The sequence below is a fragment of the Clostridium neonatale genome, assembly GCF_900465025.1.
GTDB classification, from domain to species: domain Bacteria; phylum Bacillota; class Clostridia; order Clostridiales; family Clostridiaceae; genus Clostridium; species Clostridium neonatale.
In genome coordinates, this window is record NZ_UICR01000001.1 from 349482 (window position 1) to 363419 (window position 13938).

The following is a 13938-nucleotide window of genomic DNA, read 5'->3' on the forward strand; positions in this document are numbered from 1 at the left end:
ATTATGGCAAGTAATATAAAAACAGTAAATAGTCCTATTAATGCTAAATTGAGAAATAAAAATGACCAGACACCAGTAAAAAAAGAATTTATTTTAGAAGGCCTTGGATGTGCACACTGTGCATCTAAAATAGAAGAAAAGGTAAATGGATTAGATGGAATTCATTATGCTAATGTAAATTTTATGACAAAAACTTTAACATTAGAAATAAAAGAAGTTAATAAAGTAGAAGATTTGATAAAATCTGTGACTAATGTTGTTACTAATATTGAGAGTAAGGTAAAGGTTAGGGAAAAGATTAATGATAAGATATTAAAAAAAGAGATTTTACTTGAAGGATTATGCTGCGGTAACTGTGCAGCAAAAATTGAAAGAGAGTCAAATAATATAGATGGAGTAAAATCTGCCATAGTAGACTTTATATCAACAAAACTAATCATGGAGATAGAAGATTCTTCAAAACAAAGTGATATTATTGATGAGGTTAAGGATATAGTTAAAAGGATTGAACCAGATGTCAATGTAGTTGTTATTGATAGTAAAGATAGTCAATCAAAAAGTAAAAATGAAGAAGTTGAAGAGGAAAATAATAAAGAAGAGATTATTAGATTAATTATAGGTGCTTTGATTTTTGGAATAGCAACTGTAATGAAATTTTCTAATTCAATAGAATTAGTATTGTATTTAATAAGTTATGTCCTTGTAGGTGGAGAGGTAGTTTTAGGTGCTTTACGAAATATACGCAGAGGTCAAGTGTTTGATGAAAACTTCTTAATGGGTATAGCAACTATTGGTGCTTTTGCTATAGGTGAATATCCAGAAGGTGTAGCAGTTATGCTTTTCTATCAAGTAGGAGAGATGTTTCAAGATATGGCTGTTAATCGTTCTAGAAAATCTATTTCAGCTCTTATGGATATCAGACCAGACTTTGCTAACTTAAAGATAAATGGTGACATTAAAAAAGTAGATCCAGAAGAAGTCAGCATTGGAGATATTATAGTAGTAAAGCCAGGTGAAAAGGTACCATTAGATGGTAAGGTGATTGAGGGAAGTTCCATGGTAGATACTGCTGCATTAACTGGTGAAAGTGTTCCTAGAGAAGTAGGAAGAGGAGATAGTATTTTAAGTGGAGTTATTAATAAAAATGGACTTTTAACTATAGAAGTTGAAAAAGAATTTGGAGATTCTACTGTTTCAAAAATATTAGACTTAGTCCAAAATGCAAGCAGCAAAAAAGCTCCAACAGAGAATTTTATAACAAAATTTGCTAGATATTATACACCAACTGTTGTTTTTGCAGCATTAGCATTAGCTATAATTCCACCACTTTTCATAGAAGGTGCAACATTTTCAGATTGGGTTTACAGAGCATTATCATTTTTAGTTGTATCATGTCCATGTGCTTTAGTTGTATCTATACCTCTTGGATTCTTTGGAGGAATAGGAGGAGCATCAAAGAATGGAATACTTGTTAAAGGTGGTAATTATCTTGAAGCATTAAATGATGTTGAGATGGTTGTGTTCGATAAAACTGGAACACTTACAAAAGGTATATTTAAAGTAACAGAAATAAATTCAGAAAATAATATTTCAAAAGATGAACTTATAGCTTATGCAGCTTATGCAGAAAATTACTCTAATCATCCAATAGGAGCTTCAATATTAAAGGCTTATGGTAAAGAAATAGATAAATATAAAATTGAGAATTATGAAGAAATATCAGGTCATGGTGTTAAGGTTATTATTGATGGTAAAGAGGTGCTTGCTGGTAACTATAAATTAATGAATAGAGAAAATATACCTTATAAACAAGTGGAAACAATAGGTACTTTAGTTCATGTTGCAATAGATAAAAAATATGCAGGTTATATAGTTATTTCAGATGAATTAAAAGAAGATTCAGCAAAGGCAATAAAGGATTTAAAAGCTATAGGTGTTAAGAAAACAGTAATGCTTACAGGTGATAATGAAAAAGTTGGAAGTAAAATTGCTAAGGAATTAAGATTAGATGAAGTTTGTGCTGAATTATTACCAGATCAAAAAGTTGAAAAATTAGAATTATTATTTAAAGAAAAATCACCTAAAGGCAAGATTGTATTTGTAGGAGATGGAATTAATGATGCTCCAGTTTTAGCTAGAGCAGATATAGGAATAGCAATGGGCGGTGTTGGTTCAGATGCTGCAATTGAAGCTGCTGATGTAGTTATAATGACAGATGAGCCTTCAAAAATTGCCTCTGCTATAAAAATAGCAAAGAAAACAAGAAGTATAGTAATGCAAAATATAGTTTTTGCTTTAGGTGTAAAGATTATAATATTAGGACTTGTAGCAATTGGAATGGGGACTATGTGGGAAGCAGTATTTGGAGATGTTGGAGTAGCGCTTCTTGCAGTTTTAAATGCTATGAGAGCTATGAAAGTGGAAAATATGTAAATTTATTGATTTTAAGTGTAGCCATAATATTATGGCTACACTTTTTAGTAAGTTAAAGATTAGAATGTACGCATTTATAATAATGAGTATACTATAAAATTATATATGGATTATAGTTCAGTTACAGTTATAAGCTTTTTAAATTTCATTAAATAATGATAATAAAATTAGATTTTAAGAAGTATTTAAGATTAATAATATATAATTATAATATTATATTTAGTATACTTATTAGTATAGGAATAGTAGATGGATTTAATGGAGGGAAATTTATTAATGAATAAAAAACAAATAATAGGACTAGTTGTGGCAGGTGCAGTGTTTGCCTTTGTTGGAGCAATAAGTGTATTTACAAATACATTAGCTAATAGCATTGCTAGTAAAAATGAAGCTAAGGAATCAATAGAATCTATGCTTACTACTAATGATGTGTCTTTGCCATCAGAAGATTTTGTTGGGGTAGTAGATGTAGAAGGAACTATAATGAATACATCAGAATCACAAGGATTATTTTCAACTCCTGCTTCATATAATCATGAACGTACATTAAATTATATTGATTCTATGATTGATGCGCCAAATAATAAAGGAATTATTTTATATGTAAATAGCCCGGGTGGTGGAGTTTACGAAAGTGATGAACTTTATCTTAAATTAAAAGAATATAAAGAAGAAACAGGACGACCTATATGGACTTACATGGGATCACGAGCTTGCTCAGGTGGATATTATATATCTATGGCATCTGATAAAATATATGCCAATAGGAATACGTGGACAGGATCTATTGGTGTCATAATGTCATTGACTAATGTTAAGGGATTATATGATAAGCTTGGAATTCAAGAAATAGATATAACAAGTGGTCCTAATAAGGCTATTGGATCAAGTGGGTTGGAGATGACAGATGAACAACGCAAAATACTTCAAGGTATGGTTGATGAGTCTTATGAACAATTTACTAGTATTGTGGCAGAAGGAAGAAACATGGATATAAATACAGTTAAGCCTATTGCTGATGGAAGAATTTACACTGCAAAGCAAGCTTTAAATCTAGGTTTAATTGATAATATCGATACTTATGAAAATATGAAAAAGGCTATGATGGATGCTATAGGTGAAGATATAACAATATATACTCCAGAACAACAAGAAAATATTTTTGCATCACTTTTCTCAAAAGTTGGAGATTTAAAATCTAAGTCAGATGCACAAGTAATATCTGAATATTTGGAAAAACAGGGTAATGGAGGATTGATGTACTATGCTAAACCAGAATAATGAGAATACATTATATGCTGGCTTTTTTGTAAGATTAGCAGCATATATCATTGACTGCATACTTGTTGGTCTAGCTTTATTAGTAATAAAGATACCCTACTTTTTTATATCTATAATAAATCCAGATATATTTATTGGTAAACCAATATTATTTAAATTTTCAGCAGTTGATATAATATTGTATTTGCTATCATTAGTATATTTTGTTTTAATGACTTATTTTTATGGAGCCACTTTAGGAAAAAAGGCTTTAAAAATTAAGGTTATAAAACAAAATAGAGAAAAACTATCTTTAGTCGATGTGATTTATCGTGAAAGTATTGGTAGATATTTAAGTGGGTTAATAATCTTTATAGGGTATATAATGATTGCTGTTGATTCAAAAAAGCGTGGGTTGCATGATATACTATGTGATACTTTTGTTATATATAATTTTGATAATGAATTAAATATAAATAATGTATGTGGAAATTTAGAAGTTCAACAAACAGAAATAAAACCAGAACTAGCATCAGAAGAACTACTGAATTCAGATAACAATGATGAATGGAAGCCTAGTCAAGAAAAACAAAAAGAAAATGAAGAATAAATTCAAAAACATTCAAATCATATATGATTTGGATGTTTTTTTGTTTCATAAATTTTTATTGATTATACAAGAAAATAAAAAAGTTATATAATAAATGTACAAAAAAAAAGAGAAATGTACAAAAGTGGGTTTGAAAAACTTGATAAAATAAATATAAATCAACGCAAGCGTTTTCATTAAAGAATATAATAACCTAAATATAAAATTATATGAATAGGAGATATGAATATGGTAGAAAAGAATTTGAATGAAATCTTAGAAAAGAAATTTTCAAAAACTATTAAAGAAGCTACTAACGAAGAAATTTATTCAGCATTATTACAATTAACAAAATCAACTGAAAAAGCAAAGGGAACAAATAAAGGAAAAAAGAAATTATATTACATTTCAGCAGAATTCCTAATAGGTAAATTATTATCTAATAATCTAATTAACTTAGGTCTTTATGATGAAGTGAAAAAAGTATTAGCTGAAAATGGTAAGGACTTAACTGAAGTTGAAGAAATGGAATTAGAACCTTCTCTAGGAAATGGTGGATTAGGAAGACTTGCAGCATGTTTCTTAGATTCCATTGCAACATTAGGTTTAAATGGAGATGGGGTAGGCCTTAATTATCATTTTGGACTATTTGAACAAAAATTTGTAGATAATAAACAAAAAGCAGTTAAAAATCCATGGCTTACAGATGAAAGCTGGTTAAATAAAACAGATATTAAATTTGAAGTTCCATTTGGTGGATTCAAAGTTAAATCAACTCTTTATGATATTGATGTAACAGGATATGACAAGCCTTGTAACAAATTAAGATTATTTGATATTGATACAGTAGATGAATCTTTGGTTACAGAAGGAATTGATTTTGATAAGACTGATATTGAAAAGAACTTAACGTTATTCTTATATCCAGATGATAGTGATGATGCTGGAAGAATACTAAGAGTTTATCAACAATACTTCATGGTAAGTAATGCTGCTCAATTAATTTTATTTGAGGCAGAAGAAAATGGATATGATCTTCATAAATTACATGAACACGTAGCAGTACAAATCAATGATACACATCCATCAATGGTTATTCCTGAATTAATAAGATTATTAGGTGAAAAAGGAATTGGAATGGATGAAGCTATTGAAATAGTTACTAAAACTTGTGCTTATACTAACCATACAATATTAGCAGAAGCTTTAGAAAAATGGCCAATAGATTATTTAGAAAAAGCAGTTCCACAATTAATGCCAATAATAAGAGAATTAGATAATAAAGTTAAAGCTAAATATAATGATGAAAAAGTATATATTATAGATAATGAAAGAAGAGTTCATATGGCTCATATGGATATTCACTATGGATACAGCGTAAATGGTGTTGCTGCTCTTCATACAGATATATTAAAAGAAGAAGAATTAAAACCATTCTATGATATATATCCAGAAAAATTCAATAATAAGACTAATGGTATAACATTCAGAAGATGGTTATTACATTGTAATAATGAATTAGCTGACTATATTACTGAACTTATTGGTGATGGATACAAAAAAGATGCAGATAAATTAGAAGAATTAGCTAAGTTTGTGGATAATAAAGATGTATTAAATAAACTTGGTGAAATTAAAAAACATAATAAAATTGAACTAAAGAATTATTTAAATAAAACTCAAGGTTTAGAAATAAATGAAAACTCTATATTTGATATCCAAATTAAGAGACTTCATGAGTACAAGAGACAACAAATGAATGTCTTATACATCATAAATAAATATTTAGAGATAAAGAGTGGTAAGGTACCAACTACTCCAATCACAATGATATTTGGAGCAAAGGCTGCACCGGCTTATATAATTGCACAAGATATTATTCATACAATACTTTGCTTACAAGAGATAATTAATAATGATTCTGAAGTTAATAAGTACTTAAATGTAGTTATGGTTGAAAACTATAATGTAACTAAGGCATCTAAATTAATACCAGCTTGTGATATATCAGAACAAATTTCACTTGCATCTAAAGAAGCATCAGGTACTGGTAATATGAAGTTTATGTTAAATGGTGCATTAACACTTGGAACAGAAGATGGAGCAAATGTTGAAATACATCAATTAGTTGGAGATGAAAATATATATATCTTTGGTGAATCTCCAGAATCAGTAATAGAACACTATAAGAAAGCTGATTATGTTTCTAAAAAATTCTATGAAAAACCTGAAATTAAGAAATTAGTAGATTTTATAGTAAGCGATGAAATGATTAAAGTTGGAGATAAAGAAAACTTAACAAGACTTCATCAAGAATTAATAAATAAAGACTGGTTTATGACATTACTTGATGTTGAAGACTATATTAGAGTTAAAGATATTGCGTTTAAAGATTATGAAGATAGAGAAACTTGGAATAAGAAAGTATTAATAAATATTAGTAAGGCTGGATTCTTCTCTTCAGATAGAACAATTGCACAATATAATGAAGATATTTGGCATCTATAAGATGAAATAATGAAGATGAACTAAATAGGTTAAATTCTATTTAGTTCATTTTATTTTATTATTGACAGTAGCATCGGAGTATAATATTATCTAATTATATAGATTTCAAAGAAAAGGATGTTGTTTTGTGAGTGTCTAGTATCAATTTATAGTAACTTAATAATTAATTCAAAATAGGTATTTTTCTACCTTTATTTGTTGTTGAATTAATTAACTATAATTTATGATACTACGAGTTTACGAAATTTACTTCTAAGGATATTACTATCCTTTAATAATTATGAAGTTTTTAAACTGTGGAAGTATCCACAGTTTTTTTGTGCTTATAACACAATTTGTGGAAAAGTATGAAACTTAAATATAATTTTGTGGATAAGTTTTTAAAAATATGAAATCTATATGGATTTTCGTAGACTTGAATACTATAGAGAAAGTCGGAGAAAAAATGAATAATAAAAGTTTAGAAAAATTACATTATAATGAATTAAAAGAAATAGTTAAATCTTATTGCAAAAGTGGACTTGGAAAGAAGTTAATAGATAAACTTACTCCAAGTAATAATATAAAACAGATACAAAGGATGTTAGATGAAACATCAGAAGGCAGAAGACTTATAGATGCAGGCTATAATATACCTCTTGAAGGAATTTTTGATATAAGCACACTATTAGATAAATTAGAAAAAGGCGGTGTTCTTGAACCTTCGGAATTAACAACTATAAATGATTTTTTAAGAGGATGTAGAAAAATAAAATTATTTATTAAAGACAAGGAAGGATATGCAAAGACTTTAAGCTTGTATGGTGAGAATATAACAGAATTAAATTATATTGAAGAAGAAATAAATTTATGTATAAGTGGAAGTATAGTTGATTCAAATGCAAGCAAAGAATTGAAGAGAATAAGAAAACAAATTAGTATTTGTGAAGAAAGGATTAAAGATAAATTAGAAAAGTTTATTAAAAATCCAAACAATAAAGAATATCTTCAAGAGAATTTTATAAGTCAAAGGAATGGAAGATATACTGTTCCCATAAAATCTTCATATAAAAATCATGTACAAGGAACTATAGTTGAAACATCTTCTAAGGGAAATACAATTTTTATTGAACCGTCTGTAATAGGAAAATATACTACAGAATTAAATAGTTTAAAAGCAGACGAAAGTATAGAAGAATATAAAATATTATCAACTATCAGTGAAATGATATATGAAAGAAGCAAGGAGCTTAAAGTCAATATAGAAGTAATAGCTGAGTATGATATGATTCTGGCAAAGGCTAAATATAGCAAAGAAATAAATGGTATAGCACCAGCAATAAATAATTATGGCTATATAAATATAAAGGATGCTAAATATCCATTAATAAAAAATCCTGTTCCATTGGATTTTAAAATTGGAGAAGATTTTAGAACTTTAGTTATAACTGGTCCAAATGCTGGTGGAAAAACTGTTGTATTAAAGACAATAGGACTTTTAACTCTTGCAGTCCAAAGTGGATTTCATATAGGAGCTTCCCATAATAGTGAGTTATCTATATTTGATAAGATATTCGTTGATATAGGAGATAATCAAAGTATTGAAAATTCTTTAAGCACATTTTCATCCCATATAAAGAATATTTCTGAAATATTAAAAGAAAGCAACAAAAGTACACTATTATTATTTGATGAAATAGGCAGCGGAACAGAGCCAAATGAAGGGGCAGCACTTGCTATTGCTATTTTAGAAGAATTTTATCACAAGGGATGTATAACAGTTGCAACCACTCACTATGGAGAGATAAAAAATTTCTCGCAGAATCATCCTGATTTTGAGAATGCTGCAATGGAATTTAAGAAGGATACATTAGAACCCCTTTATAAGCTTTCTATTGGAAAAAGTGGAAATAGTAATGCTTTATATATATCAAGAAAAATGGGAATTAACGAAAATATAATTCAAAGAAGTAAGGAATATATAGAAAAGAAAAATTATAATTACTCATCTATAGATAGCACTAAAATTAATAAGAAAAAGATAGATGAGGCTGAGGATGAAAAACAATATGAATACAGTGTTGGAGATAAAGTTTTATTACTAGACAAAAATATAAGTGCAATAGTTTATAAAGGGATAGATCAATTTAATAACATTGTCGTTTTATTGAATAAAGAGTTTATAGAAGTTAATTACAAGAGGATTAAATTGGAAATAAAAGCTGAAGAATTATATCCGGAAGGATATGATTTAAATCAATTATTTATGAGTTTTAAGGAAAGGAAACTGGAAAGAGATATAGAACGAGGATCTAAAAAAGCTCTTAAGAAGATAAGAAAAGAAGCTATGAAAAATAAAAGCTAGTTTTTATAACTTTATTTATAAGATCTTAATATTAATGATTTGATAAAGATGGAAATTTTTCAAATGGTTCAGGAACTGGTAATGAAGTTGCAACAGAAAGATATATGGCTAGAAGATTTATTATAGATTCACTAAAATATTGGGTTAATGAATACCATGTTGATGGATTTAGATTTGACTTAATGGGTGTGTATGATATTTATACAGTAAAAAAGATAAGAAGTGAACTAGATAAAATTGATCCATCAATAATAATGTATGGTGAAGGATGGAGTGGAGGAACAACACAATTGGTTCCAGAAAATAGTGCATTAAAGGCTAATGGTCCTAAATTTGGAAAATCACAAGTAGCAATGTTTAGTGATGATTTAAGAGATGGACTTAAAGGACATGTATTTACAGAGAATGCGCCTGGTTATATTAATGGTAAGGAAGATTTAGAGGATACAATTAAATTTGGTATAGTTGCATCAACTCAGCATGATGGAATAGATTATTCTAAAGTAAACTATTCAAAAGAGGCATGGGCTAATGAACCATATCAAACAATTAATTATGTAACATCTCATGATAATCATATGTTATGGGATAGATTACAGTTAAGTGCGCCGGATGCAAGTGAATCAGACCGCTTAGCTATGAATAGATTAGCAGCAACAATAGTATGGACATCTCAAGGAATTCCATTCATGCAAGCAGGAGAAGAATTTGCTAGAACTAAACGTGATGAGAATGGTAACTTGGAAGGGAATAGTTATAAGTCTCCAGATTCAGTTAATGAACTTGATTGGAATAGAATTGGTGAATATAAAGATCTATATGAATATTATGTAGGATTAATAAAACTTAGAAGTTCTCATAAGGCATTTAGAATGGATACTACAAAACAGATTCAGGATAATCTTACTTTCTTAGAGAATGGCAAAGATTTTAAAGGAGATAATGTTGTAGCATATGTTTTAAATGGGAAAAATGTAGGCGACTCTTGGAATAAAATAGCTGTAATGTTTAATTCAACTGATAAAGCGGTTGAAGTCCAATTATCATCTGAAGATTGGACAGTAGTAGTAGATGGTAACAAGGCAGGGGTAGAAACATTAGGAAAAGTTGAAGGTTCAAAAGTTATATTACCAGCTAAGAGTTCATATGTACTTGTAGATACAGAAAGTTATAATGAGTCTAATAATTAAAAATATTATTTTCTAAGAAAAGCTTTGAAGAGTTCACTCTTCAAAGCTTTGTTTTATAGAAATAATTATCCAAAGTTAGTGTTTCTATATTTAGATGGGGACATTCCAGTAAAAGATTTAAAAACTTTGTAAAAATGACTTTGATCATGAAATCCAAGAGTTAAGGCTATTTCTAATATGCTTTCATTAGTAGTAAGAAGTAAAACTTTAGCTCTTTCTATTCTTATTTTTTTAGCATAATTCATGATGGTTATGCCCATATGCTTTTTAAAGCAGTCAGATATATATCCTTGTGAAAGATTTAGGTCTTGTGACAGTTTTTCTAGAGAAACATGACTTTCGATATTTAAATGAAGATGTTTTAAAATCCTATTGATTACAAAGTTATCTGTTACTTCTATATCATTTATTAAAAGGTTTATATATGTGTCTATCATCTGAATCTCTAGTTGTTGTAAATCTTCCAATGTCTTTTTTGTAGGAATTAAATCATAAAACTTATTATATATTGGATGAAGATATTTCTTTAAAACACCATTTTTAACAACTTCAGTTGTATAGATTGCATTCCAAATGATTAAATCATTTTTTTTATCTTGAATTGAAATCTCATCAATTTTTTCACCTATATGTTTATTTCTTATTATTTCAAGTATTTCAGGTTTAGCTCTTAAACCTATAAGAAATGTTATTCTGTTATTAAAAATATTATTATCAGATTTAAAAGATTCACTCATAGTACTGCCTCCTGAAATATTAAAATATAAATTAATGTATAAACTAAGATTATGTATATACATATTATATTAAATATATACAATTTTAATCAATAGTATTTGCTATAATAACAATATAATTTGAAATGTAAGAATTAAGGTATAGTAACTTTTCTTACCCGGGGATGTTATAGGTACTAGCCACCAAAGTAAAGAGAATTTCTGGAGGCGATTTTTAAATGAATAAATATGGAATATATCATGTAACAGAGGCACCTTATTGCTATGCTAAAGATTGTAATAAATTGACTTTAAGAGTTAGAACAGCAGCAAAAGATATAGAAGAATGTACCGTCTTTTATAAAGATAAATATTTTGAAAGCTCACCATATGAAAATAAAAGTATGGATGTTGTAGCTACATCGGAATTATTTGATTTTTTTCAATGCGATATTAATACAGATAGAAATAGATATGAGTATTACTTTAAATTAATAGATACAGATAAAAAAGAATACTATCTAACAGAAAGAGGCGTTTCAGAAGGAAATAGCTATCCCTTCATTTTTCCTTATATAGCTCATGAAGATGTATATGAAGAAGTAGAATGGATGCAGGAGAGCATTGTTTATCAGATATTTCCTGAGAGATTTTGCAATGGGGATTCAAGTATCAATCCAGAATATGTAATGCCTTGGGGGGAAGAAAAAAATCTATCATATCGTTCTAGATATGGTGGTGATCTTAAGGGAATAATAGATAAGTTAGAATATTTAGAAGACTTAGGTGTAGATGTGATTTATGTTACACCAATATTTAAATCAAATACTGCTCATAAATATAATACATGTGATTATTTTAATATAGATCCAGAGTTTGGCACTGTTGAAGTGGCAAAAGAATTAGTGCATAAGTGTCATTCAAAAAATATAAAAATAATACTGGATGCTGTATTTAATCATTCAGGTGATGATTTTTTTGCTTTTCAAGATTTACTTACTAATCAAGAAAAGTCTAAATATACTGATTGGTATTTTGTTGACAATTATCCTGTTAATTTTAATAAAGGAAATTACTATACCTTTGGAAAAAATCATAGGAATATGCCAAAGTTTAATACTAATAATCGTGAAGTAAGAGATTATCTATTAGGAGTAGGGGAATATTGGGTAAAAGAAATAGGTATCGATGGATGGAGATTAGATGTATGTGATGAAATAGGACATGATTTTTGGAGAGAATTTAAAAAGAGGATAAAGAATACAAAGAAAGATGCAGTTGTAATTGGGGAAATAATGCATGAAGCCAACTCATTTCTTAAAGGTGATCAGTTAGATGGGATAATGAATTATCCATTTAAGAATGCATTAACAGATTTTTTTGCTAAAAGGGTCATAAGTAGTGAAGAATTCTCAAATATATTGGGAATAACAAGAATGCTTTATATGGATTCAATTACAAGGCAAATGTGGAATTTAATAGATAGTCATGATACAAAAAGATTTTTAACAGAAAGTAATGAAAATATAAATTCACTTAAGCTTGCAATAGCGTTCCAATTTACTTATATAGGAATTCCGTATATATATTATGGTGATGAAATTGGAATGAACGGGGGAGATGATCCTTATAATAGAAGATGCATGATATGGGACAAAGAAAAACAAAATTTAGAATTATTAGATTTTTATAAAAAGCTAATAAAGATAAGAAAAGAAAACAAATCATTGATTTATGGTGATTATAAAGAAATCTATTGTAAAGATAATATTGTGTCATTTAAAAGATGCTTTAAAGATGAAAATGTTATTGTTATTATAAATAATAATGATTGCAAAAAAATAATAGATTTAAATGAAGAGTTTATTGCTAAGGATTTAATTAATGAAAAATTAGTAGAAGTTAAATCTTTTATAGAATTAAATAGTATGGAAACTATGATATTGAAATTCTAAAACATGTAATTAGAATGACTGCATTAATGAAGAACTTTAATGCAGTCATTTATTATAATAAAATTTTTATATAATTATTTGTATATTATGCTTACTATTATTTTGCAATGCTCATAAGATTCATTTACTAAATTGAATTTAACAGATGAATCTGATTCCATACAGTCAATTCTTAATAAATCACCTGTATGTATCGCAAAGCTATGATTATTAATTATTATTTTAAATGATCCGGCGAGAGGGTACAAGCATACAGAAACAATTTCTTCATTATATGAAATAGAATGTGATAATTCATGACTAGATTTATGATTTATTATTAATGGAAATAAACTACCTTTATAATTTTCTCTTGTCATTAGATTAAAAACAGAACATATTCCATGTGTTTTTGTCTCAAAGTCTCCAATAAAATTGTCAACTTCAAGTTCTGATAGTGTTTTAGTATATTGTCCTACATGTTCAATAGTCATTTTACCGTTCGTAACCATGAGATGTCTAGAAACTCCAGGTAATGCACTAAAGTTTGACTCTGGGATATCAATCTTAGCAAATCCTAATCTCCATAAAAAATCTCTTTTAGCGAAGCTAGAAGAAGGAGGATATGCTGTTAATTCAGCTGACATTCCACCATACCAAAAAGTTGGAGTATTTTCTTGTTTGGTTATTATCTTGATATCATAATTCAAAGTTTTCGCCTCCACTTATATAATGCTTTTAGAATATTTTACTACAAATCACATGTAAATTGTGAACTTAAAATAGCTTTTATTATTTTTTTAGTAATAAAAATACAAATTTTAATTTAATTACTTTAAAAGTAAAAAATAAAGATTGCAAAATTAATTAAATTAAATATATTTTGACAAAATTAAAATTTGATGTAGAATAAAGTAGTTGGACTTTTTAAGTGATGCATACAAAGCAATATATTAGAGAATTC

At 27.8% G+C, this 13938-nt stretch carries 9 protein-coding genes; 7 read left to right on the forward strand and 2 right to left on the reverse strand.

Going from position 1 to position 13938, the window contains the following annotated elements; all coding sequences use genetic code 11:
* Positions 1 to 3: 3 nt before the first annotated feature.
* The 6 genes from CNEONATNEC86_RS01665 (at position 4) to CNEONATNEC86_RS01690 (ending at position 10324) form a co-directional block, all read left to right on the forward strand.
* Positions 4 to 2433, forward strand: coding sequence for a heavy metal translocating P-type ATPase (locus CNEONATNEC86_RS01665; RefSeq protein ID WP_159135432.1), 2430 nt, complete (start codon positions 4 to 6; stop codon positions 2431 to 2433).
* Positions 2434 to 2709: 276 nt separating this feature from the next.
* On the forward strand, positions 2710 to 3714 hold the full coding sequence (gene sppA / locus CNEONATNEC86_RS01670) for a signal peptide peptidase SppA (RefSeq protein ID WP_058293474.1): 1005 nt from the start codon (positions 2710 to 2712) through the stop codon (positions 3712 to 3714).
* Positions 3698 to 4303 (forward strand): RDD family protein, encoded by a 606-nt coding sequence (locus CNEONATNEC86_RS01675; RefSeq protein ID WP_125149647.1) that lies wholly within the window; start codon positions 3698 to 3700, stop codon positions 4301 to 4303. The genes sppA and CNEONATNEC86_RS01675 overlap by 17 nt, the downstream gene beginning before the upstream one ends.
* Positions 4304 to 4531: 228 nt before the next feature.
* Positions 4532 to 6790 (forward strand): glycogen/starch/alpha-glucan phosphorylase, encoded by a 2259-nt coding sequence (locus tag CNEONATNEC86_RS01680; protein WP_125149648.1) that lies wholly within the window; start codon positions 4532 to 4534, stop codon positions 6788 to 6790.
* Between the two features lie 445 nt (positions 6791 to 7235).
* Entirely contained in the window at positions 7236 to 9134 is a 1899-nt protein-coding gene (locus tag CNEONATNEC86_RS01685) for an endonuclease MutS2 (RefSeq protein ID WP_159135433.1), read from the forward strand.
* A gap of 104 nt (positions 9135 to 9238) precedes the next feature.
* Positions 9239 to 10324 carry an alpha-1,6-glucosidase domain-containing protein gene (locus CNEONATNEC86_RS01690; protein WP_159135434.1) on the forward strand — a complete coding sequence of 362 codons (1086 nt, stop codon included), beginning with the start codon at positions 9239 to 9241 and terminating at the stop codon, positions 10322 to 10324.
* Positions 10325 to 10389: 65 nt separating this feature from the next.
* Here the strand turns inward: CNEONATNEC86_RS01690 and CNEONATNEC86_RS01695 are convergent, their stop codons facing one another.
* Entirely contained in the window at positions 10390 to 11061 is a 672-nt protein-coding gene (locus CNEONATNEC86_RS01695) for a helix-turn-helix domain-containing protein (RefSeq protein ID WP_058293470.1), read from the reverse strand.
* 218 nt (positions 11062 to 11279) lie between these two features.
* Here CNEONATNEC86_RS01695 and CNEONATNEC86_RS01700 point away from each other — a divergent pair, with 218 nt between their 5' ends.
* Entirely contained in the window at positions 11280 to 12995 is a 1716-nt protein-coding gene (locus CNEONATNEC86_RS01700) for a glycoside hydrolase family 13 protein (RefSeq protein WP_159135435.1), read from the forward strand.
* A 74-nt stretch (positions 12996 to 13069) separates the two neighbouring features.
* Here the strand turns inward: CNEONATNEC86_RS01700 and CNEONATNEC86_RS01705 are convergent, their stop codons facing one another.
* A complete protein-coding gene (locus CNEONATNEC86_RS01705; protein ID WP_159135436.1) occupies positions 13070 to 13684 on the reverse strand; it encodes a HutD family protein in 615 nt (204 codons plus the stop codon).
* Positions 13685 to 13938: the final 254 nt, after the last annotated feature.